General features: G+C 54.9%; 24 protein-coding genes and 1 tRNA gene. 17 read left to right on the top strand and 8 right to left on the bottom strand.

From position 1 onward, the window contains the following. Position 1 precedes the first annotated feature (1 nt). From ABLN87_RS20445 to ABLN87_RS20455, 3 genes are all read left to right on the top strand, one after another. Entirely contained in the window at positions 2 to 1807 is a 1806-nt protein-coding gene (locus ABLN87_RS20445) for an ABC transporter ATP-binding protein (RefSeq protein WP_353013783.1), read from the top strand. A gap of 42 nt (positions 1808 to 1849) precedes the next feature. Further along, positions 1850 to 2146, top strand: a complete 297-nt coding sequence (locus ABLN87_RS20450) for an ArsR/SmtB family transcription factor (protein ID WP_353013784.1) — start codon at positions 1850 to 1852, stop codon at positions 2144 to 2146. 232 nt (positions 2147 to 2378) lie between these two features. Further along, positions 2379 to 2642 (top strand): hypothetical protein, encoded by a 264-nt coding sequence (locus ABLN87_RS20455; protein ID WP_353013786.1) that lies wholly within the window; start codon positions 2379 to 2381, stop codon positions 2640 to 2642. 217 nt (positions 2643 to 2859) lie between these two features. Here ABLN87_RS20455 and ABLN87_RS20460 read toward each other — a convergent pair whose 3' ends face one another. The 4 genes from ABLN87_RS20460 to ABLN87_RS20475 form a co-directional block, all read right to left on the bottom strand. Beyond that, the gene (locus ABLN87_RS20460) at positions 2860 to 3456 is read right to left on the bottom strand and encodes a LysE family translocator (protein ID WP_353013788.1); all 597 of its coding nucleotides are present in this window, start codon (positions 3454 to 3456) and stop codon (positions 2860 to 2862) included. A gap of 12 nt (positions 3457 to 3468) precedes the next feature. Beyond that, positions 3469 to 3867 (bottom strand): RidA family protein, encoded by a 399-nt coding sequence (locus ABLN87_RS20465; protein WP_353013790.1) that lies wholly within the window; start codon positions 3865 to 3867, stop codon positions 3469 to 3471. Between the two features lie 108 nt (positions 3868 to 3975). Then, positions 3976 to 4353, bottom strand: coding sequence for a nuclear transport factor 2 family protein (locus tag ABLN87_RS20470; RefSeq protein ID WP_353013791.1), 378 nt, complete (start codon positions 4351 to 4353; stop codon positions 3976 to 3978). Beyond that, complete coding sequence (locus ABLN87_RS20475; RefSeq protein WP_353013792.1) at positions 4350 to 5189, bottom strand: PhzF family phenazine biosynthesis protein; 840 nt, start codon at positions 5187 to 5189, stop codon at positions 4350 to 4352. The genes ABLN87_RS20470 and ABLN87_RS20475 overlap by 4 nt, the downstream gene beginning before the upstream one ends. Positions 5190 to 5313: 124 nt before the next feature. On the opposite strand from ABLN87_RS20475, the gene ABLN87_RS20480 reads away from it, so the two are divergent. Then, positions 5314 to 5766 (top strand): Lrp/AsnC family transcriptional regulator, encoded by a 453-nt coding sequence (locus tag ABLN87_RS20480; protein WP_353013794.1) that lies wholly within the window; start codon positions 5314 to 5316, stop codon positions 5764 to 5766. Positions 5767 to 5777: 11 nt separating this feature from the next. Here ABLN87_RS20480 and ABLN87_RS20485 read toward each other — a convergent pair whose 3' ends face one another. After that, positions 5778 to 6677, bottom strand: a complete 900-nt coding sequence (locus ABLN87_RS20485; protein WP_353013796.1) for a LysR substrate-binding domain-containing protein — start codon at positions 6675 to 6677, stop codon at positions 5778 to 5780. A 330-nt stretch (positions 6678 to 7007) separates the two neighbouring features. Between ABLN87_RS20485 and ABLN87_RS20490 the strand changes: the two genes are divergently transcribed. From ABLN87_RS20490 to ABLN87_RS20500, 3 genes are all read left to right on the top strand, one after another. Further along, positions 7008 to 7835, top strand: coding sequence for a GNAT family N-acetyltransferase (locus ABLN87_RS20490; RefSeq protein ID WP_353013798.1), 828 nt, complete (start codon positions 7008 to 7010; stop codon positions 7833 to 7835). Between the two features lie 16 nt (positions 7836 to 7851). Continuing rightward, positions 7852 to 8448: an NUDIX domain-containing protein gene (locus ABLN87_RS20495; RefSeq protein WP_353013800.1), complete on the top strand. Its 597-nt coding sequence runs from the start codon at positions 7852 to 7854 to the stop codon at positions 8446 to 8448. 564 nt (positions 8449 to 9012) lie between these two features. Next, on the top strand, positions 9013 to 10992 hold the full coding sequence (locus ABLN87_RS20500; protein WP_353013802.1) for a bifunctional 2',3'-cyclic-nucleotide 2'-phosphodiesterase/3'-nucleotidase: 1980 nt from the start codon (positions 9013 to 9015) through the stop codon (positions 10990 to 10992). 59 nt (positions 10993 to 11051) lie between these two features. Here the strand turns inward: ABLN87_RS20500 and ABLN87_RS20505 are convergent, their stop codons facing one another. After that, positions 11052 to 11966, bottom strand: coding sequence for an alpha/beta fold hydrolase (locus ABLN87_RS20505; RefSeq protein WP_353013803.1), 915 nt, complete (start codon positions 11964 to 11966; stop codon positions 11052 to 11054). 298 nt (positions 11967 to 12264) lie between these two features. On the opposite strand from ABLN87_RS20505, the gene ABLN87_RS20510 reads away from it, so the two are divergent. The 9 genes from ABLN87_RS20510 (at position 12265) to ABLN87_RS20550 (ending at position 21602) form a co-directional block, all read left to right on the top strand. Next, positions 12265 to 12828: a GbsR/MarR family transcriptional regulator gene (locus ABLN87_RS20510; protein ID WP_353013805.1), complete on the top strand. Its 564-nt coding sequence runs from the start codon at positions 12265 to 12267 to the stop codon at positions 12826 to 12828. A 42-nt stretch (positions 12829 to 12870) separates the two neighbouring features. Then, on the top strand, positions 12871 to 13584 hold the full coding sequence (locus ABLN87_RS20515; protein WP_353013807.1) for a DUF4166 domain-containing protein: 714 nt from the start codon (positions 12871 to 12873) through the stop codon (positions 13582 to 13584). Next, positions 13577 to 14683, top strand: a complete 1107-nt coding sequence (locus ABLN87_RS20520; RefSeq protein ID WP_353013809.1) for a saccharopine dehydrogenase family protein — start codon at positions 13577 to 13579, stop codon at positions 14681 to 14683. The genes ABLN87_RS20515 and ABLN87_RS20520 overlap by 8 nt, the downstream gene beginning before the upstream one ends. A 46-nt stretch (positions 14684 to 14729) precedes the next feature. Then, positions 14730 to 15329, top strand: a complete 600-nt coding sequence (locus tag ABLN87_RS20525) for a rhomboid family intramembrane serine protease (RefSeq protein ID WP_353013810.1) — start codon at positions 14730 to 14732, stop codon at positions 15327 to 15329. A gap of 160 nt (positions 15330 to 15489) precedes the next feature. Next, a complete protein-coding gene (locus ABLN87_RS20530; protein ID WP_353013812.1) occupies positions 15490 to 16047 on the top strand; it encodes a TetR/AcrR family transcriptional regulator in 558 nt (185 codons plus the stop codon). Continuing rightward, positions 16044 to 16880 (top strand): sterol desaturase family protein, encoded by an 837-nt coding sequence (locus ABLN87_RS20535; protein ID WP_353013814.1) that lies wholly within the window; start codon positions 16044 to 16046, stop codon positions 16878 to 16880. Before ABLN87_RS20530 ends, ABLN87_RS20535 begins: the two co-directional genes overlap by 4 nt. 17 nt (positions 16881 to 16897) lie before the next feature. Beyond that, on the top strand, positions 16898 to 18124 hold the full coding sequence (locus ABLN87_RS20540; RefSeq protein ID WP_353013816.1) for an FAD-dependent oxidoreductase: 1227 nt from the start codon (positions 16898 to 16900) through the stop codon (positions 18122 to 18124). A 294-nt stretch (positions 18125 to 18418) separates the two neighbouring features. Beyond that, a complete protein-coding gene (locus ABLN87_RS20545) occupies positions 18419 to 20263 on the top strand; it encodes a GumC family protein (RefSeq protein WP_353013817.1) in 1845 nt (614 codons plus the stop codon). A 76-nt stretch (positions 20264 to 20339) separates the two neighbouring features. Further along, positions 20340 to 21602 (top strand): O-antigen ligase family protein, encoded by a 1263-nt coding sequence (locus ABLN87_RS20550; RefSeq protein WP_353013818.1) that lies wholly within the window; start codon positions 20340 to 20342, stop codon positions 21600 to 21602. Between the two features lie 101 nt (positions 21603 to 21703). Here the strand turns inward: ABLN87_RS20550 and ABLN87_RS20555 are convergent. Continuing rightward, positions 21704 to 21790, bottom strand: a tRNA-Leu gene (locus ABLN87_RS20555). A 201-nt stretch (positions 21791 to 21991) separates the two neighbouring features. Here ABLN87_RS20555 and ABLN87_RS20560 point away from each other — a divergent pair. Continuing rightward, positions 21992 to 22975 (top strand): complex I NDUFA9 subunit family protein, encoded by a 984-nt coding sequence (locus tag ABLN87_RS20560; RefSeq protein WP_353013820.1) that lies wholly within the window; start codon positions 21992 to 21994, stop codon positions 22973 to 22975. Here ABLN87_RS20560 and ABLN87_RS20565 read toward each other — a convergent pair whose 3' ends face one another. Continuing rightward, on the bottom strand, positions 22976 to 23779 hold the full coding sequence (locus tag ABLN87_RS20565; RefSeq protein WP_353013821.1) for an undecaprenyl-diphosphate phosphatase: 804 nt from the start codon (positions 23777 to 23779) through the stop codon (positions 22976 to 22978). Between the last annotated feature and the right edge of the window lie 42 nt (positions 23780 to 23821).

Raw genomic sequence — 23821 nt, forward strand, 5'->3', positions numbered from 1 at the left:
TATGAGTCTGTTTTCCGTAAAAGACCTGAGCGTCCAGTTCGACACACCCGATGGCGTGGTCGAGGCTGTCAAAGGCATCAGCTTTGATATCAATCCGGGTGAATGTCTGGGCATCGTGGGCGAAAGCGGGTCTGGCAAGAGCCAAACCTTCATGGCCGCCATGGGATTGCTGCCTGCGGCTGGCAAGGCCTCGGGGTCTGCCATGCTGAACGGGCAGGAAATCCTGAACCTGCCGGTCAACAAATTGAACCAGATCCGCGGCGATGATGTGGGCATGATCTTTCAGGATCCGCTGACAGCACTGACCCCGCATCTGCGGATCGGCCAGCAGATGCGCGAAGTGCTGCAGGTTCACGAAGGGCTGCAAGGCTCGGCGGCTCGTGCGCGTTGCCTGGAATGGCTGGATCGCGTGCGCATTCCTGAAGCCAAGCGGCGTCTGGACCAGTATCCCCACGAGCTATCGGGTGGTATGCGCCAGCGGGTCATGATCGCGATGTCGATGCTGTGTAATCCAAAACTGCTGATCGCTGACGAACCAACGACAGCTCTGGATGTAACCGTACAGGCGGACATTCTGGACCTGATGGTGCGCCTGCAAAAGGACGAGGGAACCGCGATCGCTTTGATCACCCATGACATGGGTGTCGTGGCACGTATGTGTGACCGCATTCAGGTCATGCGGCTGGGTCAATTCGTCGAAGCAGGTGACACGCGCGATGTCTTCCGTGCGCCCCAGCACGAGTATACGCGGACGCTGCTTGAGGCGATGCCCCGGATCGATTCGGGTGACGCCCCCAAAGCGCTGGACAAAATCGAAGAGCCACTGCTCAAAGTCGATGACGTCAAGGTTCACTTCCCGATCCACGTCTCTGGCGGATTGTTTGGTCGCAAAGTGCCCCTGAAAGCCGTTGATGGTGTCAGCTTCGATATCCGCAAGGGCGAAACGCTGGGTGTTGTGGGTGAATCTGGTTGCGGTAAGTCCACATTGGCCCGGGCTGTCCTGCAACTGATCGAACCCAGTGGTGGTAATGTAAGTTGGTTGGGTCATCCCATCGTAGGACTGAAACGCGCTGAACTGAACAAGTACCGCAAAGACCTGCAGATCGTGTTTCAGGATCCGCTGGCCAGCCTTGATCCACGCATGACCATTTCGGCCTCGATTGCTGAACCGCTGAAAACCTATCGCCCTGACCTGACCGAGCGTGAACGCAAGGACATGGTTGCCGAAATGATGGAACGGGTCGGCCTCAAGGCCAACATGATCAACCGTTACCCGCACGAGCTGTCCGGTGGGCAGAACCAACGGGTCGGCATTGCACGTGCGATGATCAACAAACCCAAGCTGATCATTTGTGACGAGGCGGTATCGGCGCTGGACGTGTCCATTCAGGCTCAGATCGTGGAGCTTTTGCGCGAACTGCAAAAGGAATTCGGCCTGTCGATGATCTTCATCAGCCACGACTTGTCTGTGGTTCGCGCAGTCTCGAACCGGATAATGGTTCTTTATCTCGGCCGGATCGTCGAGTTGGGGGATGGTGAGGTGATTTGTTCCGCGCCTATCCATCCATACACCAAATCGCTGATCTCAGCGGTGCCGATCCCGGATCCGGATGTGGAACGCAGCCGCCAGCGGCTCAAGCTGCCGGGCGAGTTGCCATCGCCCTTGGACCCCAAGGCGGCGCTGCGCTTCCTGCCGAGCAGGTTGAACAGTGGTCAGACGGACTATGTTCCAAAACTCAGCGAAGCCGCGCCTGATCACTTTGTGGCAGAGCACGACACGCTAGAAGCCATTATCGGAAACACTTGAAAATATGCCCCGAAGCCGCAATCCAGCTTCGGGGCCGTTTTTTTGTTGCTGGCAATCAAACCTTTTGGCTCGGGTATCGGACTGAAGGGAGTGATGCAAATACGGTTCTCAGCAGACGACCTGGATGCAAAGGCCCGGGCGGCCACGGATTTCCTGAAGACTCTGGCGCATGACCAGCGGCTATTGACTGTTTGTCTGCATATGCACGGAGCGAAAACTGTCACTGAGCTTCAGCAGGCCTTTGGTGTGCTGCAGTCAGCGACATCCCAACAAATATCTCGGTTGCGTCTATCAGGGCTGGTTTCAGGACGGCGCGAAGGCAAAAAAATACATTACTGAGTGTCCGACGAAAGAGCTTGTGCGGTTGTCGCAACGTTGTGCAAGTCGTTCTTTCGGGACGACGGATCACCGGGGGAATTTACACTATTGCGTTTGGTCGTGCGCCATTGTCGGGTCACACTCTTAACGTGTCACAAAAACTCACAACATCTGTTATAATTGTTTTCACCTGGCACTCTTGAAGCCAGGCGATTTAGGCGACCTTAAGAGGACTTTCTAAAGAGGAACAAAAATGAAGAAACTCAGTGTTGTGATGGCGTTGTTGCTGATTGCGGCTTGTGATCTGCCCGACGATCCTTCGGGCCAGAGCTCGTCGACAAGCCAGGGTCTAGACCTTCCCAGCCCTGAAGAAACCAACGACGACCTAGACAGAGAAATGGACGAGCAACAACTGCAACTCGATTGCTTCGACGGCAACCAGAAGTCATGCGATGATTTGCAGAAGCTTCGTGAGATTGATGACGTAGGCGATATCATCAAAGACGTTGCGAGCTGACTAGCCCTGAATTTTGGGTCCCGGGAACTTAGCGGGTGTTCGAGACTTCGCATGCCGCCATACTGGTCGCACTTCCGCTCTGACCATGGTTGCGGATGTTCAAGACATTGGGCAAGGCCCCAAGGAAGGCGATACGGATCGCTACACACTCGGATATGATAAGGCCTCAGCTGTACCTACGAGAGTGTAAACTGCTGAACTTGCGAATTCGCAACCTTCATATCCAAAGCTGTAAGATCGAAATCAACAGTAGTAGCGCCATTGCACCGTTGAATATGTGCCAATGCCGGTCAGTACGCATTGAGTGTGCGATGACCCCTCCTACCAAAACCCAAAGCGACAGCGAAGCAGAAGCGCATAGCAGAAACACAGTGGCAAGAATGCTGCCAAGCAAAATGGGATCTGAGACTATATTAGAGAAAGATGAAGCGACACCCACCGCCATCGCCCAGGCCTTTGGGTTGACCAGCAACAGCGCCGACCCGACGAGGAAACTCATGGGTTTTGTCCCGCTTAAGCGCGTGGCCGAGGGAGAACCTGCCAATCCAATTTTCAGTGCCAGCCAAACAAGGTACGCCGACCCGAATGCTCTAATAGCAGAATTCAGAAAAGGCGTTGATTGCAGCATCGCCGTCAGGCTGGTTCCGGACACGGCCACCAACAGAGCAAGTGCAATGGCGATTCCAAAAATCAAAGGCAGGCTTTGCCGATAGCCAAACCGCGCACCAGACGCTGTTGCAAGCGCTGTTGCCCCACCGGGAGAGCCCGTGGCGATCAGCGCAAAGAGTATAAGAGCCCAAATCTGATCCGGCATGTGTCATCCAGGTCAACGGGCCGCAGTTACTTCGATTTCGACGAGAAGATCTGGCGCTGCGAGGGCAGCAACGACCAGAGTCGTCACCGCCGGCGGATGTCCTTGGTTCCACCGGGCCTGACGCAGTTTGGATAGCTCGGGCAGAAAAGCTGCGTCGGTGACATAGTATACAACGCGCACAATATCGGGCGTATCCAACTCAGCGTCTTTGAGAAGTGCCTCAACATTGTCCATCGCCTGGTGGCATTGCTGTTCGAACCCCTTATGGGTTTTACCATCCGGAGCGACGCCGATTTGCCCTGACAAAAATACAAACGACCGCGGAGCAGTGATCTGGGTGCCATGCACATAAATACCCTGATACTGTTCTGGTACCGCACGCAGCGAGGCCGGAGCCAAACGTGTGATCATCTGATTTCCTTTGCGTGTTAGAAGTGTTGCAACCGAAAACTTGGGCCAAGTCGAACATCAGCACCAACAAAACACCGGGGCCTGGCATCAATGGTCGTTTTGGCTCGCTCAGCTCTGGTCGACGATGCTGGCGATCTGTCCATCTTCGACGCGAAACGCAGATGCGCCCTGGAACTTCAGATGCTGCCCTGCTTTCCACCCGTTGGGCAGATCAGCCGAAACCACCGCTGAATAGTCGATCTCGACCAACGTGACAGTCCCGACCGATATCATGTTTGTCACCGTTTGCTGGCGGGTTTTGAACGCTTGCACACCGGCAGCGGCCAACTCGGTAAAGGCCGGTTTCCCTGACTTTTTAATCGTTACATCTCCGCTGACGATGTTTCGAAACACCACGTCATCGGAAAGGCACGCGACCATACCGGCCACATCCATCTGGTTGTAGGCCTCAATGTAGGCTGCAATTGATTCTGGTAGGTCGTTCATTCTATGTCTCGAGCAGTGCCGGACACCCTTACCGAGCTTCCTCTGACGTCATCCAACGACACTTTGATCAAGGATGGGCTGCCCATATCCTCACCCTGGCGGATGGTGAACTCGCCGCCGTGCGGCCAGTTGCTATCTCGCAGGTACCCAGCGAATGCTGCTGCCGCGGCGCCCGTTGCCGGGTCTTCCAGAACACCTCCCGAAGCGAATGCATTGCGCGCAATGAATGTCTGATCGGTCTCAATGAAAACAAGCATCACAGTGACCAGATTATGATCTCGCATCACCTGCCGTCCCTTGTCGAGATCATAAGTCATGGCAGCTAGTCGGGTTCGACTTTTCAGTGGCAGCACGACGTGATCAGCACCGCCATGGATATGCGCCGGAGCAAGGCGCGGATCGAGGTCATTTGCCGTCAGATCAAAAAGCGCCAGGATATCGCGTGTTTCTGCGTCTGCCAGTGTGCGGCTTTTGGTCGGAGGTGACGACAAAGTGGCCACTACGCCTTCAGGTGTCGTGTCCGTGTCTACTGTGATCGTGGCGTCATTCAGGGCCAGCGAATAGGTGCCGGGCCCACTATGCCGCCCGAGCGCGGCGCCCAAGGCAATTGTTGCATGGCCACAGAATGGAACCTCAGATTCAGGAGAGAAGTAACGAACGCGCCAGCTCTTTTTCCCGTCATCCTGTGCGACGGCAAACGCAGTCTCTGAATACCCGACTTCGGCCGCGACCTGGGCCATTTCCTCGGTACTCGCTTCACGTTCCAACAGTACAACACCCGCGGGGTTGCCGCCTTCCGATCCCCTGCTGAACGCCGCGATACGTTGAACATCCATTCCTGTCTCCTTGAATTCTGCTGGCGGCAAACTATCGGAAATAACTGAGTTTTGTCCCGGTACTGATGAAGGGAAAATCTGAATTTTCCTTTCACATCGTTGTCTAACTCCCTACACTTCCTTCATGTCGAAAGAACTGGATCAAACAGACTGCCGAATCGTAGAACTTCTCGATTCCTATGGCCGTACTAGCCTTGCAGATATTGGAAAGAACGTAGGTCTTTCGGGTCCTGCTGTTGGTGAACGCCTTCGCCACCTTCAGGAGAGCGGATACATCATAGGCTTTGGTGCCCGGATCGATTTGCGACGGTTTGGCTATACAATCCAGGCTCTGGTCCGGATCAAACCAAGAAGTGGGCAGCTTCACATTGTCGAGAAGATGATCGCAGAGCAGCCTCGCTTTATGTCATGTGACAGGGTCACCGGCGACGATTGCTATGTCGCGCGGCTGCTTTTGAAAGAGATCAGCGAACTCGACGATATCCTTCTGCCCTTCCACGACCGGGCCGAGACCAACACATCCATCGTAAAATCTTCGATCTTCGAGCACAGATTGCCGCCCCTCGACCAGCCCTAGATCTCAGAACATCAGGATCGCCAGTCCTTGGTCTTTGCTTCCAACCATTTCCTGAACCCCCGTATCTTCTGCGAATTTCGGTGGCTCTCGGGATAAACAAGCCAATAGCCTGACCCATCTTCACAGGTCAGATCGAAAGGTTGGATCAACCGCCCGCCTGCAAGCTCATCCTTGAAAAAAGCAGGGGTCAACATTGCAACACCCTGGCCTGATATGGCGGCGTTGGCTTCCAATACCTGAGGGCCGAAATGTTGACGGGCCTCGTCTGACAGTTCCGGCCTTTCCACTCCCGCCTCTGCAAACCATCGGTTCCACCAGGGATCGGAGGGTGACAGGATGTGGAGGCGCATTAGGTCCTTGGGATCACGAACGCCGCCTATGCTTTCAGCCAGATCCTCGCTCAGCATTGGGGTAAAACGGGTTTGGATTAGCAGATGACTCGACAGCCCGCGCCAGTTGCCTTTGCCGCCTCGAATGGCGACATCGAAACCGCTGGAGACAAAATCGGTCAGGGTTTCGCTCACTTCCACCCGCACCGCAATATTGGGATTTTCCACCTGAAATTCCCCTAGGTGCCGCGCAAGGAAATTGGTTGCAAATGTTGGAATGACACTGATGGAAAGCGTTTCTTGAGAAACGCCTTTGGCCTCGGCAAATGCATCACTCAGAACGTTAAGCGCGTCGGTCGCCTTTTCCGCGAAACCGACCCCTATATCTGTCAGGGAAACTCCGCGTGCCTCGCGACGGAAGAGTGGTGCACCGACCCGTTCCTCAAGGATCTTGATCTGATAGCTGACAGCAGCCTGAGTCATCCCAAGCTTGTCAGCAGCAACCGTGAAGTTCTTGCACCTCGCGGCCTCCTCAAAAACCCGAATAGCAGCCAATGGCGGAAGAATACCTCGGGAAGCCATTTAAATTCCTTATGTTATTGGACGCTGTTTTGTTTGTTTTATAGATCTTCAACCGGTCAAACGTATGACAGTCATCAATTCAGCGAATGTGAGCACCATATGAAACTGCTGGCTTATTTTCAAAGCTTTCTGACTCGGGCTAACGCAAAACGCCGGAGCAAAACTGCTCACTTAGGCGAGTTTCAACACTGGTCGGGCCACATGAAAAGGGACATTGGCATGGATTATCCAGCGCCACCGGAAAGGTGTTACTTTCAAAGATCATCCTGGTAGTGCGAAAGCATCGCTAAATCAGAAAGGTTAATTCAACTTCTTACAATTGGACAGTTTATGGACCCAAAGATCATATCGGCTGAACACATCTCATTCGAGGATTTGCGCCAGGCAATGAACAGCGCATTTTCAGACTACTCAGTTCCAATGCAACTGACCCGGCAATCATTTGCTTTCATGTTGAAGCAAAGGGGATTTGATCGCCAAGCCTCGCGTGTTGCGCTTGTTGAAGGACAAATCGCTGCCATTTGGTTGGTGTCTTTGCGCGGTCGCCACAGCTATTTGGTTGCCAGTGGTACGGTTCCTGCGTTTCGACGGCTGGGATTGGCGCGGAAACTCGCAAAGGACAGCATCGCGCATCTCCGGCAGAGGCACACCGTCAGTCTCCAGACTGAGGTATTGGTCGAGAACGGCAAAGCATATGATCTATACGCCTCACTGGGTATGAACACTGCCCGGACTCTGCAGTGTTATGACGTTCCGCCCCTGCCAATTGTCGATGCTCCCGATATGGCGCAAAAGGTATCCTGGACGGAAATTCAGAGCGACGTCATCGCAATGATCGAATTAGAACCCTCCTGGCAAAACGACATCGCGGCCGTCAACGCCGTGGCGGATGAAGCACAGTATTGGGCCATATCCGATTACCATGGTCTGGTGGCCTATGCGGTCATGTCGCCAATTAACCGAACTCTTGCCCAAATAGGCGTTCGTAATGACCGACGACGGGAAGGGATCGCCAGCTCATTGCTCCGAACATGCCAGGCTGGCGGCGCGCTTCGCCTACTCAACATCGACGTCACATCAACAGAGTTCCAGTCATTTCTTGGAAGTGTCGGAGCTGTACCGACCGTCCGTCAATTTGAACTGACGATGGAATTATGAGTTCAGGAGCTTACGAATGCCCAAAAGCGAGATTTTTCGCCCGATCTCAGAGCAAATTCTGGCAAGTGACTGGGGTGTTTTGACAAAATACGAATTTGAACTGCGTCGTCAGAATGGCGAATGGCAGCGCCAAACGCGAGAAGCTTATGATCGCGGCAACGGGGCGACTTGCCTGTTGCACAACCCGGATACAGATCAAGTATTGCTCACGCGTCAGTTCCGATTGCCAGTTTTCCTCAATGGAGGGTTTGATGGGTTGATCGAAACCCCCGCTGGGTTGCTAGACGGCGCTCAGGCCGATGAGCGAATGCGCAATGAGCTTGAAGAAGAAACCGGTTATCAGATCGACAAACTCATTCACTTGTTTGACGTCTACATGAGCCCAGGCTCAGTCACCGAGCATCTGTCTTTCTTCAAAGGTATCTATTCAGCCTCAGATCAAACGGGTCAGGGCGGTGGTTCTTTCGAAGAAGGAGAAGATATCGAGGTTATGCACGTTCCACTAGCGGACGCGATGCCGATGATTGCCGAAGGCGAAATTCGAGATGCGAAGACCATCATTCTTCTACAGCAACTGATGATCGAAAAGCTGACGAGAACTGGCGGCAACTGAGAACAATCCCCTGTTCTTAATCCAAAACCCCAGGTCCTAAGACGGAAAATTCGAGCATTGCGAAGTTTCGTGATGGCTCACTCTGGAAGCTAAGTTGGCACCCAAACCGCCAAGGTGGCGGGGTCTTCTGCCCGAAAGGAAAACCCTCCGAATCCCAGCACTTTTTCCATAAGTGAATTCAAACCCGATCATGCCCTCGGAGCACACTGCTGCAAACCCTGAGATTTGACAAGCGGCCCAATCCAGCCGTTGGCTAAGGCTGGATTAGTCTGCTGCGCGGCTCGTCGTACCTGCCGGTCGCTGCGAGCGCAAAAACAGAGGCTTACTGAACCAGCGCAATGCTTACAAAGTTTCATCTGGTTACACCCTTTGAGAGTTGGCGGGATCCCTCGGCAGAATTCCGTTCTTCATCCCGTGATGCTCTGGGAATCATGTCATATTGAGATATGGTGCAGCGTAATGCCCTTGCTTTTGACCTGCGCGAAAATCTGACCGTTCTTGTCATACGCGTGTAGTCAAAAGTTCAGAAAAGGCGCGTTGATTCACAAACTCGAAAGGTGACCTATGTCTTTCTCCAGCCGCAATCAGATTTCTCGCCGCCAGTTCCTCGCCACAACAACAGCAAGTGTTGCGGCCATTACGTTGCACCCGTTCTCGGCGGCTGCAGCGAGCAACCAGGCACATCTGAGGATCATGGAAACCACGGACATTCATGTCCATGTCTTCCCCTATGACTATTACGCGGACAAACCCCGCGATACGGTTGGCCTGTCCCGCACCGCGTCGATCATCAACGAGATCCGGTCAGAGGCGACGAACTCTCTGCTGGTCGATAATGGCGACTTTCTGCAGGGCAATCCGATGGGTGACTACATCGCCTATGAACGCGGCATGAAAGAAGGCGACAGCCACCCGATCATCACTGCCTTCAACACGGTTGGCTATGATGCTGCGACGCTGGGAAATCATGAGTTCAACTACGGTCTGGAGTTTCTGGACAAAGCTCTGGCCGGTGCCGAGTTCCCGGTTGTTCTGGCCAATATCGCGAAGGAAAAAGGTGCAAACCCGCGAGATGACAAGACCTTGGTGAAACCCTACGCGATCCTGGAACGCGAGATCGAAATGGGAGACGGCACCAAACATCCGATCAAGATCGGGGTGATTGGTTTTACCCCACCACAGGTCATGAACTGGGACCGCAAGCACCTTGAGGGTAATGTCGAGGCCCGCGATATCGTCGAGACGGCGCAAGCCTATGTGCCCGAGATGAAAGAACAGGGTTGCGATCTGATCATTGCGCTGTCGCATTCGGGGATTGGCGAGGCCGATCATGCGGACGGGATGGAGAATGCTTCGGTCGTGCTGGCCGGGGTTGATGGCATCGACGCGCTGGTCACCGGCCACAATCACCTTGTCTTCCCATCACCGACCTTTGCAGATCGCCCCGGCATTGATGTGGAAAAGGGCACGTTGATGGGCAAGCCCGCTGTCATGGGCGGCTTCTGGGGCTCGCATCTTGGTCTGCTTGATCTGCTGTTGGAGCGGGATGGAAATGAATGGCGGGTGGTCACCACCACGTCCGAGGCGCGTCCGATTTCCAAACGCAACGACGATCGTTCCATCACCGCTTTGGTGGGTGATGATCAGACGGTGCTCGACTCGGTTGCGCAGGATCATGATGAAACGCTGGCCTATGTCCGGCGCGCTGTTGGTAAAACCTCGGCCCCGCTGCACAGTTATTTCGCGCTAGTCGCGGATGATCCGTCCGTCCAGATCGTCTCAATCGCGCAGAAATGGTATGTCGAAGAGATGATGAAGGGCACTGAACATGAAGGCCTGCCCATTCTTTCCGCGGCGGCGCCCTTTAAGGCCGGTGGCCGGGGCGGTCCTGAATACTACACCGATGTTCCGGTCGGTGATGTGGCGATCAAAAACGTGGCTGACCTGTATTTGTACCCCAACACAGTGCGTGCGGTGCGCGTGAACGGCGCTCAGGTCCGGGGCTGGCTCGAGCGGTCGGCGGGCATGTTCAATCAGGTTGAACTGGGCGCCGAGGATGCGATCCTGCTGAACCCGGAATTCCCGTCCTATAATTTCGACGTGATGGATGGTGTGACCTATCAGATCGACCTGTCACAACCGTCGCGCTTTGGGCCGAAAGGGGAAGAGATCGACCCAGATGCCGCCCGGATTGTGAACCTTGCTTTCAACGGTGAGCCGGTCACAGATGACATGGAGTTCATCATCGCCACCAACAATTATCGCGCCTCGGGTGGGGGCTCCTTCCCTGGCGCATTGGGCGATACAGTGGTGTTCGAAGCGCCAGATACCAATCGCGATGTGATCGTGCGCTATATTGTCGAGCAGGGCACCATCGATCCAAAGGCGGACGCCAACTGGTCCTTTGCGCCGCTTGAGGGCACTACGGTCCTGTTCGAAACTGGCCCCAAAGCCCGCGATTACATGGGCGATGTCAAAGGGGTCACGATCGAGGATGCCGGCGAAGGTGCAGATGGGTTTGCCGCCTTCCGGATCAAACTCTGACGCCTGATCTGATTTGACGACCTTGTCCGCCACCGTAGTTCTTTGCGGTGGCGGATGACCTACAGGAAGTTGCCAGCTTCTGTCATGATTTCCTGGGCATGGGTATAGGTCACCGCATGGCCTGCGCCTTTGATCACGCGACTCATACGGTTCCGGTTCCATCTATCAAAACGCCTTTGCGCATCAGGATGGGGTATGGTGCTGTCTTGGTCCGCAAAGATCGCCAGAACTTTCACGTTTGAAGCCGCAATCGCCTTATGTTCGGCCCTCATCTTGGATGCCAGCACTCCCTTTAGTGAGGATAACAGCGCAGGGATGTATCCTCGATACTCCATCTCTGCCAATTGCTTCTGAAGGACAAATTGTACGTTCTCGTCATTCGGAAAGTCTCTTGCCGCTCTTCTGAACTGCTGCCAGAGGAGACAGGGCAGGTACTCAGAAATAATCGGATCGGAAACGCTGGCTGTATTTCGGGCAACGAAGCGTGGAAACGGTTTTTGAACCGCCATGCCAGCCGGGGCGATCAGCAGCAGGCGTTCGACGTTACCCAGCCGCTCGCTTACGAACCGCGCGGCAATGGCGCCGCCCATCGAGTAGCCAATGATGTTTAGCTTTTGGTCATTCAGCTTCAGTTTTTCCAGCAACTGGGTCAGTTGGTGCGTGAATAGCTCAGTTGTGTGTTTCACATCTTTTCGGCCGGAATACCCACGCCCATACAGGTCATAGCTGAGGATGCGGTAGCCTTTCTTGCGCAGTTCGGGTTTCAGCGCGGTCCACACATAGCTTGCGGTTGACCACCCGTGAATGCAGATGAGCAAAGGTTTACCTTTGTCCTCCTCTTTGTTGTCCAACTCATAGTAGGTTTGGCCATGTTCGAGGTCTAAGAAACGCCCCGGCAAGGGCTTATGGTCGGGGCCCACCATCACCTTGCGTGCGTATTCATCTTTGCGCCATTCCGAGTCCAAAATCCCCATACCCAATCTCCTTAAATTGCTTCGGCATGTTCCGGCCGTCGCTGTGATTGTTATCTACAAAGCGCCATGGTGGATGGGGCGTCGCGCCTAGAATTGGGTCATACCGACTCAGGTGCGGGTCGAACACTTCCGTAAGCACGGCTTGGTTCAGCTCAATACATTCACTCAAATCGACCATTGCGCGGCTTTCGGCAACGGCTCGTCTGATCAGAGTATACCGGATCAAAGAACACGGCAAAGAGATCACAGATCAGATCAAAAGCTTGACATTTGTTTCATTTAATCTGATATTTCTGTTATGACAGAAATTATTGACATATCGAAATCCAACGCCTCCAGCCAGTTCATCCTGTATTGGGGCGATATGGGGACTCAGTGGGGGGTCAATCGGTCGGTGGCGCAGGTCCACGCGCTGCTGTTCCTCAGCACCAAGCCGATGAATGCGGAACAAATCTCCGACGCGCTTGGTATCGCACGTTCAAATGTGTCGAACTCTTTGAAAGAACTTGTCAGCTGGCGTTTGATCCGGCGCGTACCGATTCCGGGTGAGCGGCGCGAACACTTCGAGGCCGAGACGGACGTTTGGGAGATGGTAATCCGCATCGCACAGGGCCGCAAAGAGCGTGAGATCGACCCCGCTGCTGCAGCCATACGCACATGTGTCGCGCAGGCTGAAAGCGAAAGTGGGCTAGAGCCGGAGGTGCTGCAGCGTATGCAGGCGATGCAGGATTTCCTGAGCACGGCTGACAAGTGGTATCACGATATGCTGACGGTTCCTCGGCCTAAGCTGATCATGCTTATGAAGATGGGCAGCAAAGTCGCCTCATTCCTGAAGCTTACAGGGAGCAAGCCAAGCGGCTAAAAATTTTTGACTTATATATTCTCTTCTGACGGAAATAACAGAATGTACGAAAATCACGAAGCACAGCCCTTTCAAAACGCGCAGCCTATTGATGTTGACGTCAAAGTGCAGCCGTGTGATCGGCACGCCAAAGATGATCGTTTTATCAATCTGTTGGGGCAAGACGGATGGAACCGGTTGCCCGCGGCGATCAGGCGGCGCTTTAGCAAACGATTGTCGGGCGGTGCCAGTCTTGTCTATCAGGGTCGAGTGTCCGAAATGCAGATGAATCTGGCCGGGCGCTTCCTGGCTTTTGTCATGCGAGCCATAGGCGCGCCGCTGCCGTTTGATCGCACATCTGCCGGGCGCTCTGCCGTTGTGGTTGTCACCGAAGACTTTGCAACCGGGGGTCAATTCTGGATTAGGCAATATGGCCGGTCCTCGGGCTTTCCGCAGATTGTCAGCAGTTCCAAGCGCTTCGGTGGCCCAACAGGGTTAGAGGAATACATAGGCTATGGCATTGGCATCGCATTGCGCTTGCAAAGCACCCCAAACGCTTTGTTGTTCATCAGTGACAGCTACTTTGTGAAATTGGGCCGCTGGCGCATCCCTTTGCCCAAATGGGTGTGCCCGGGCAATCTTGTCATCGGGCATGAAGAACTGGGTGATGGGCAGTTCAAGTTCACACTGGCACTGACTCATCGGCTGTTGGGCTCGGTCATCTATCAGGATGCCGTCTTCTTCGATGCCGAGATCGTTGAGGCGACCGATGCCTGACCTCAAAAACCACACCATGAAGGTTGTGATCATCGGTGGATATGGTGTCTTTGGTGCGCTGACTGCCCGTTTGCTTGCGCGCGATGGGCATCAACTGTGGTTGGCCGGGCGGCAACCTTCGAAGGGTCGTGCCCTTGCCCGCGAACTCGGGGCAGAGACCCTGGCGGTCGATATTCACTCTGCACCCGAGGTCATTTTTGACGTCGCGCCGGATGTTGTCATCGACGCGGCGGGGCCGTTCCAACATTATGGCCAGGATCCATATCATGTCCCGCGTTTGTGTGTTCAGCATGGCTGCCACTATCTGGATCTGTCCGACAGTTCAGAATTCACAAAGGGCATCGCGGAGATGAATGCAAAGGCAGAGGCCGCAAATGTCTTTGTGCTTTCAGGCGCCTCCAGTGTGCCGGGCCTGTCCTCGATCATCGTTGAGGATCTGATCGAAGGGCTGGACAAGATCGACCTTATCGACATTGCAATACTGCCGGGCAACCGGGCGCCGCGCGGAATGTCGGTGATCAAGAGCATTGTCAGCGGTGTTGGCCACCCCTCACAGGTTCTTCGGGATGGTAGTTGGCAGACCGTGCGGGGCTGGACAGATCGCAAAATCTACTCGCTCGCGCCGGGGTTGCGGCGTGCTGGGTATTTCGTGGACGTCCCCGACATACACCTGCTGCCTAATAGAATTGCGGCTTCAACAGTCATGTTTCGGGCGGGTTTGGAACTGGCCGAGATGAATGCGTCGCTGTCCGCATTGGCCTGGTTCCGCCACCGCTGGCGTCTTTCCCTGCCAGACTTGGCCTATTCCGCGCTCTACTGGTTGTCGAAAGCGCTCTATCCGTTTGGAACAGATCGCGGGGGGATGCAGGTGCATGTCACGGGGCGGAAGAACGGTCAGAGCATCACCCGTACATGGACTCTGATCGCCGAGGACGGAGATGGCCCGTTTGTGCCGGGTATCACCTGTCGTGCAATCCTGCGCGGGAATGTCAAACCGCGTTCAGGTGCTCGCCCGTGTTTGGCTGAGATACCCAGACGTGTTGTTGAAGACGCCATGAGCGATCTGGCGATTGCCATTCGGTTGGACGAGACGGTCTAACCCAACCCTGCTTGATCGGTTTTCGCGAAGGAATTATCTGGTCCAGATGGCGGAACAGAAAAACAACATCGTGGTTCGCAAGCGGCTTTGGGCGCTTGCTATCTTCATCGCTGCGCTTTGGGCGATACAGGTCATCAACTGGGCGCTGGGCTATCGTTTGAACCTGGCCTTCGGTTTAATTCCGCGGCATTTGGGTGGGATTGACGGGATCTTCGGGATGCCGGTTCTGCACGCCAGCTTCCCTCACCTCATGTCAAACACACCGCCACTTGTGTTGATGGGCACGTTGCTTGCGCTGACCGCAACGCGCGCGCTTCTGTTGGTGAATGCCGTCATTATCGCCCTGGGCGGCGCGCTCGTTTGGCTTTTTGGCAGCAACGCCATCCATATCGGCGCATCTGGTCTGGTGTTTGGATGGTTCGGGTTTCTTGTCGCGCGTGGTGTGGTCGACAGGTCTCTGGTGACGCTTGGGGCCGCGCTCTTGGTGGCTTTGGTCTATGGTTCGATCATCTGGGGTGTTTTGCCCGGCCAACCGGGTGTCTCGTGGGAGGCGCATCTGTTTGGCGCTCTGGCCGGAGCCGTTGCAGCCCTTGTCATCCGCACCCATGTTCATGCGCCGCGTATCGTGAATGTCGAACAGCGATAGGGGCGTCCGGTAAGGGCGACTGGCAGAGACATGCTTGCGGTCTTCTTTGGCTCGATTCCCAAAAAAACATCCATCACTGATTGCGGGCTTGCCGGCCGGGTAAGCATTTAAGATCGAGGGTGGGGTTGAATTCAAGTCTCATATGATACATCTGTGTCTCATGAGTGTAATTCGCCCAACCACCAAAGATGCCATCATCGAAGCCGCGTTCGAGGTTTTTTCGCAGAACCAAGCCGCCTCTCTCGGCGATGTCGCACAGTATGCCGGCGTGGGCCGTGCCACGCTGCACCGGCATTTTCCCGGACGGCCCGAACTGATGCGCGCCTTGGCAAAGATCGCAATGGCCGAACTTGATGAAGCTGTTGAACAGGCCACGGCAGGTGCAACAAGCTATGAACAAGGCTTTCGGCTGTCACTGCACGCAATTGTTCCACTGGCAAACCGTCAGTTGTTCTTAGCCAACGAAGGATTGGAAGCAGACCCTGAAATAGCCGCAGCCTATGACAAAGGCCTTCAGGAGCTTCGGCGCGATGTCGACGCGGCCAAACAAGAAGGCGCGTTTGACCCGAACGTTCCAACTGACTGGATTGTTGAGGCCTATGAAAACCTCATCTACGCCGCCTGGTCCCTCGTGCGGTCTGGTGAGGCTACGGCCAAGCAAGCTGCCGATCTGGCCTGGCGGACACTTTCCCAAGGATTGAAAGGAGGGGCGCAATGAACCTCGAAACCCTGACCACACAGATCGACGATGTGTTCTTTCTGATCGGCGCTGCGATCTTGTTGATCGAAATCGCCGAGATGATTTTCAAAGGCGATTTCAAAGCCAAGACCTTTGGCGAAATGCTAGCAAGCGCATCAACCCAGATTCCGTATCTGTTGGTCGAAACCTTTGTTCTGACTGGGGCCTACGGTCTGTACTGGATCATCTCTCAGGGTCTGCCATGGGCCATCCCCGTGACGTGGTGGAGCGTGATCCTGGTGATTGTGCTGGCCGACATCACCTATTATTGGGAACACCGGATTGCCCACGAGGTGCGCCTGCTTTGGACCCAGCATGCGGTGCATCATTCCTCGCGCGATATGAACATCATCACCGGTATCCGATTTGGCCCGCTGGAAGGTGTATGGTCCCTGATCGCCCATATTCCGCTGGCCCTTATGGGGTTCGCACCCGAGGCAATTGTGTTTGGCGTGATCGCAGTGCTGGCTTATCAGACATGGCTGCACACGGAACTGATCGGCAAGCTGGGGCCGGTTGAATATGTGATGAACACACCGTCTCATCACCGTGTCCACCATGGGTGTGATGACAAGTATCTGGATAAAAACTATGGCGGTATCTTCATCATCTGGGATCGGATTTGGGGGACATTCCAGATCGAGGAAGAGACCCCCCGCTATGGCCTGACACGCGATTTTGACAGCCAGAACCCGATCAAAGTGTGGTTCTCGGAATGGCCGGACTTGATCCGCGATATTGCCCGGTCAAAAAGCATCCGAGAAGCTTTCTCTACTTTGATCAGGCCGCCGGGCTGGGAGCCGAAGAAGTGATCAGACGCGGGGTTGCAATGGATCGCAGAGATTTCATAGCCGCAGCTTTGGGTGCCTTGACGTCTGGTTTTGTGCCCATTGCCGGTGCTGCACAAGGCACACGCACTGCAACCGGATACATCCGAACAAATTGGAGCCGCGATCCATATAGCCTTGGGTCCTATTCCTATGTTGCCAAAGGATCATGGCGTAAGGATCACGCAGCCCTTGGCCGTCCAGTCGGTGATCGCCTGTTTTTTGCAGGCGAGGCCACCCATCCATCCTATAACAGCACGGTGCATGCCGCCTATGAATCCGGGATCATGGCGTCAGAGGCAGTTTTTGAAACAGGTGCAAAAACCGTTGCCATCATTGGCGCAGGGATGAGCGGGCTTGCCGCCGCAGATGCGCTGGCAAGGCGCGGATATGATGTCATGATCTGGGAAGCGCGCGACCGTATCGGTGGACGCATCTGGACCGACAATCGCCTTGGCGCAGCACTTGATCTGGGCGCGAGCTGGATACACGGCACCGATGGCAATCCGCTAACACAGCTTGCGAAATCACAGGGTGTTTCAACCCTGGCAACGACGGATAGCTATATCATTCGTGGCAGTGATGGGCGCGAAATACCGGATGATGATACCCCTGATTGGATTGATAATGTTGTGTCCGTTCAGCACAGCGCTGGCGCGGACAGCGCCGAGATTAACGTCTTGGCCTATCTGCGGGATACCGATTATGGCGGGGAAGAGGTGGTCTTCCCGGGAGGCTATGCACAGCTGCTCGATGCGTTTGCTAGCGATTTCGACATCCAGTTGAATCGCGAATTGGCGCGTGTCGAGTTTGATGGCGAAGGGGTTCGGTTGGAAGATAAGACCGGGCAATCGGACAGGTTCGACACAGTCATCGTGACGGTTCCGTTGGGTGTGCTGAAACAGGGTTCGATCACCTTTTCCCCGCCTTTACCAAATAAAAAGCAAAGCGCCATCGAAAGTCTTGGTATGGGGACGTTAGACAAGGTGTATCTGCGGTATGAAGATGTCTTTTGGGATGCCGACAAAACATGGATCATAACGCCGGAAACCGGTTTGCCGCAGGGCCAATTCAACCAATGGCTAAACCTTTATCCCTATACCGGGCAGCCGATCATCATGGCCTTTAACGGCGCACAACCTGCGCGGGACCTGGCGAAGTTGTCTGATGCAAAGATTGTCGAACGCGCTCAGAGAACACTCGACACTGCATATCCGATTTTTGATTAGCGGTCGCCGCACCTGTGCACGGCTTCGCATTCTCTTAAATCTGGCGTTCCCAATCTTTGTTCAACAGCGACGGCCAGTTTCAAAAGCTGCGCTGCAGAGCTTTCTATTTCCGCCCAGTATTGTAATAAGTTCTACCAAACCGAATAGCGGCATCATGACAGGTGATTGATGACGCCTACAGATCGTAATTCAAGGCCGTTAAAGTAGCTTTACAAACACCCGGTATTTCAATCTTCTTGCGCGCAGCGCCTCTGGGCCAGTTGAAGATTGTATCTGAAATTTTGGAGTATTCCTGTGCTTTCCAACAATGGTTTTCAAGGTGGTCAGAGCGACCCGGGAGAGTTCGTCAGCATATGGCTGGTGATCCGGCGCAATCTACTTCCGGTGGCCTTCCTGTTTGGAATCGCAGTGATTTTGACGTCTCTGTACATGCGGACGGTTCCCGACAGGTACCGCACTGTCGCCCAGATGGTACTGTCTTTGTCAGAGACACGATACAGTGACACGACGGGGCGTCTTGAAACCATTGAACTGGGTCGGTCAAGCATCGAGACCGAGATCGAAAAGCTCAAATCCCGCGATTTCGCGGGTCAAGTAGCGGAAACACTGGGCTTGTTTGAGGATGATAGTTTCGTTTCTCGCATAAACCCCGATACCGGGCTCGAACATCCCGCGGCGCTGCACCGCGAGGCTGTGATTGACAAAGTTCTGGGCTCATACAGCCTGTCCCGCGCTGGCGAAAGCTTAGCGATTTCGGTGGAGGGTCGGTCCACAGATGCCGAACTGTCTGCTGCTTTGGCCAATACGGTCATCACGCAGTACATAAGTAACGAGCTTGGCGAACGCATTGATCGTTTGGATAAAAACATCGATGACGTACGGCGGCGTGTCAATTTGCTGGGCGAAGAACTTACCAGCAACGAAGCGGACCTGGCGAATTTCATCCGCTCGGACAATCTGGATGACGAGCAGCTGTTGGATCAATTGCGCAGCGCGGCCGAGCGGGCCCGCACCATCCTGTCCATTGGTCTGGAGCAAAACGTTCCGCCGGAAGAAGAACTGGCGTTGCGTGAAGAACTTGCCGCCGCTGAGGAACGGCTTCAACTCAGAACTCGGCAGGAGCTGACGCTGCTGCGTAAGGAGCGGGAAATCGAGTTGCTCAGATCGCGGTATCAGGCCTCGGTTGATGAGTTGAATCTACTGGAAACCCGAAGCGGCCAGATCGAAGCTGGCACAAGCCAGGTGTCCGTCGCCCGCGTTCCACAAGTGCCATACGCGCCCAATCGTGCGCTGACAGTTGCCCTGGCCGGAGCGATGTCGATCATGATCGGCTTTGTTCTGGCACTGATCAGGGAAGGGCTTGATCGAACAATCAAGACCGAGAAACAGATTTTCAATGCGACAGGGCTGCAGAATCTTGGCTATTTCGTAAAGCAGAAATACGGGCCCAAAGGGCGTGCGGCAGCAGTGTTCGAACCGATTGAGAACCCACGGACTCCGCTGGCAGAAACGGCACGCGGGATTCTGACCAACTGTATCAAGTTTCAACACTCGAAGGTGGTACTGGTTTCATCGGCGCTGCCCAACGAAGGAAAATCGTTCATCAGTACGGTGTTGGCGACCACGGCGGCCGCAGATGGCATGAATGTCGCCCTTGTTGATCTGGATGTGTACCGCAAAGGGGCAACCAAGCTTCTGATCCCGGACATTGCCGATATCAAATGCTCGGATCTCTATTCCCATGACATCGTCCCGCAACAGGTTGTTGGTGCTCAGGATGCGCCGGGTAAGCTGGACCTGATCACGGTCGAATCCCCGACGCGTGAGCTGACAGATGATGCCGAAATGAAGCTGCGCAAGCTGAAGGACACGCTGACATCCAGGTACGATCTGGTGGTGATCGATACCCCACCCGCGCTAGTCATGGATGAGGTCTATCGGAACAACACATTGATTGACGCCGCGATCCTTGTGGTCCGTTGGGGCAGATCGCCCCAGGATGCCGTGCAGGCGGTCACGCGGCGCCTATCTCAGGCCGATGTCAATGTCATTGGAACTATCTTGAATGACGTCGATCCCAAAAAATTCCGCTGGATCGGATATGAAGGCTACTATGGGCACTATGACTATTACAAATAGCGCCTTGGAGATCGGCGGTTAGCAGGCTCGACCGGGGAAGGTGACATCCACGCGATCACATAGGTTGAATGACAAGATGATCAGCAGCGAAACACTCAAGCGACCTCGGTCATCGCTGGAAAGCGCCGAGTTTTTCTGCGTCGTCCTGGGTGTGCTGTTTTCGTCTTTTGCGTCTTTGCGTCACCCCGGTGCCTCCTTCACGGTCAGCGATTTTTTCATCACCTTCGGGCTTTTGTTCCGCTTTATCAGGGCCATCCCTCTGTACCCGATGCAGGCGGCCTCTTCGATGTGGTGGTTGGGCATCGCGATGCTGATGACCGGGCTGCTGATCGGCAGCATCGCCTATGGCGATCCGGTGGATGCCGTGGTTGTCCTGATCCAGTACTTCTTTTCATTTGTCGCATTGCCGCTCGCCATTCTTGGCCGCCCACACAAAGAGGCGGTATTGCTGGCCAAGATGGGCGTTATGTCCGTTGTCATCAGCTGCCTTGTCGGCCTCGGAGCCTATTCAATCGGGTATAATGGCGGGCACCGACGGCAGCTTGCGCTTGTTGCTGGCAACAACCGACTGACAGGATTGACCGACAACGCCAACGCCTTTGCGGCGATCATTGTGCTGTGGTTCCCGGTGCTTTGGTATCTCGGGTTGGTGCGCGCCTATAAGATGATTACATTTGCGTGCTTCTTCGCTTTGACCTTTACCGGGCTCATCTTCACCAGCTCCAACTCGAATCTGGCAGGCGCGTTGATCAGCGGCGCCATCTATCTGTTCTTGCTAGGAAAATTCCGCATCTTCTTCATCTGGTCGGCGGTGTTTGCCGTGACTGCCTGGGTGGGCGTTACATTTGCCGACAAGATCCTGCCGCAGAAATTTGTCGAACGCGTTCTTAGCCCTCTTCAACAAGGGAATATCGAGGGTGTCGGCACCTTCAGTGATCGTGCTGAATTGATGATTGAGGCTTGGCGGTTCCTGCCCGATTACTATGTTCTGGGCATGGGGGCCGAGCAGTACCGCGAACTCAGCTCACATGATCTGCCGGTCCATAATCTGTATCTGCTGCTGGCTAACGAAGGTGGCCTGATGTCACTGATGGGCCTGCTGTTTTTGTATCTGGCAGCGATTACCTATGCCACGCTGGCGGGCCCTGATACGCCGCATAGAACCGCTGCGCGTACGACGGTCATAACGGCGACGCTGACCTTTGCTGCGTTGATGGTGAGCTTCACCCACATCTACCACCGCGCGTATCTGGTGCCGTGGATTGTCTCAATCGGGCTTTTATACAGCCCTATGCGCCCGGATTGGCTGCATAAGGCGCAGGCACGTGGGGGAACTTGACGCCTGCGCATTGCGGCAGGCGTTCGGATGGGCTGCACTTGGAACGCAAATAGAATGCTCAATGAAACCGAGCAGTCGCAAACATCTATATTCGGAAGATATGGTGCCCAGGAGAGGACTCGAACCTCCACGTCCATACGGACACTAGCACCTGAAGCTAGCGCGTCTACCAATTCCGCCACCTGGGCAGGTGTCGTGAAGGGGCGTTTAAGCTCAGCGGCGGGGGGCGTCAACCGGATTCGAGAAGAATCCCGAAAGTTTTTTGAACCCGCTGATCCGGGCCTTGGATGGGGCAAAAGACAATGGGTGTTGCGTGGCGATTTAGCGCCTTGTTCCGGGGCTGTGTGGGCGTTAGGTCTATGGCGTACACTTCGAACAGGAGGCCTCTCATGTCCAAACTGGTCACGATCTATGGCGGGTCAGGTTTTGTCGGTCGCTACATCGCGCGGCGCATGGCGGGTGAGGGGTGGCGTGTCCGGGTTGCGGTACGGCGGCCGAATGAGGCGATGTTCGTCAAACCCTATGGCGTTGTTGGTCAGGTCGAGCCGGTCTTGTGCAACATTCGCGATGACGCTTCGGTGGCGCAGGCGATGCAGGGCGCGGACGTGGTTGTGAACTGCGTGGGCGTTCTGAATGAGTTGGGCAAGAATGAATTCCCGGCGGTTCAGGCCGAAGGTGCCGAACGTATCGCACGATTAGCTGCCGCGCAGGGTGTTTCCCGGATGGTGCATCTTTCGTCCATTGGGGCGGATGCCGAGGCTGAGAGCGAGTATTCCCGCACCAAAGCGCAAGGTGAATCTGGCGTACTTCAGCATATGCCCGGTGCTGTGATCCTGCGGCCGTCGATCATCTTTGGTACGGAAGATCAGTTCTTTAACCGCTTTGCCAGCATGGCGCGCATGGGGCCGTTTCTGCCGCTGGTCGGTGCGGAAACACAGTTTCAGCCGGTCTATGTGGATGATGTGGCGCAGGCTGCGGTCAAGGGCGTTTTGGGACAGGCAGCGGCTGGTGTCTATGAGCTTGGCGGGCCCGAGGTGAAAACCTTCCGCACATTGATGCAGCAGATGCTTGAGGTGATCCACCGTCGCCGGATCATTCTGGGTGTGCCCCTCTTTGCGGCGAAGATCATGGCCGGTGTACTGGACATTGTGAAATTCGTCAGCTTTCAGCTGTTCCCCAACAATATCCTGACCCGCGACCAGCTCAAAAGCTTGCGTCACGACAATGTGGTCTCGGATGGGGCTCTGTCCTTCAAGGAGTTGGGCATCGAGCCTACGACACTGGCGTCGGTACTGCCGGAGTATCTGTGGAAATTCCGTCCCTCAGGCCAGTATGATGACATTCAGAATTCAGCCAACAATCTGCGAACCTGATCAGCTGTAGGCGACTGCCAACAGGATAATGCCCAAGATCACGCGGTAGATCACGTAAGGCGTGAAACTGACGCTGCGCAACAGGCGCATCATCAGGCTTAGGGCCAGTAGAGCTGAGACAAAGGCGAAGGCCGCAGCGATAGCCCCGTCTTTTGCAAGCTGTGCATCCGCCTGCTGGATAACATCTACAGATAGCAAAACCCCCGAGGCGATGATGGTCGGGATCGACATCAGCATGGCGATCCGGGCGCCGTCCTCTCGGGTATATCCAAGTTGGCGTGCGCCGGTGATCGTGATGCCCGAACGCGAAGTGCCGGGGATCAGGGCGACGGCCTGCCACAGGCCCATGACAATTGCATCCCGAAGGCCCCAATCCTGTGCGGTTTTGGTTTGCGGTCCCTTCTGATCCATCCAATAGAGTAACAGGCCAAACAAAAGCATCGTCCAGCCTATTACCGCGATAGAACGCAATGCCTCGGCCAGTCCCGTTAGATAGAGGATCAGCCCAGCAATCACCGTTGGGATCGTTGCGATGATAAGCCCAAGTGCCAGCCGGGATTGCGGAGTATCCGGACGACCCAACAGGGCACGCGGTAAGCCGAGGATGGCGTCTTTCACGTCGCTCCAAAAATACAACACGACCGCGCCCAGCGTGCCCACATGAACAGCGACATCAATGGTTTGGCCCTGATCCTGCATCCCTGTCAGGTTTGGCAGCAGGATCAAGTGACCTGATGAAGATATTGGCAGAAACTCTGTAAGTCCCTGAATGACCGCCACCAGAATCAAGTGAAAGAGACTCATTTAACCTGCCGTACCGCTACCGTTTTGTGTTCAGGTTCATGG

The sequence above is a fragment of the Ruegeria sp. SCP10 genome (assembly GCF_040329495.1).
GTDB lineage: Bacteria > Pseudomonadota > Alphaproteobacteria > Rhodobacterales > Rhodobacteraceae > Ruegeria.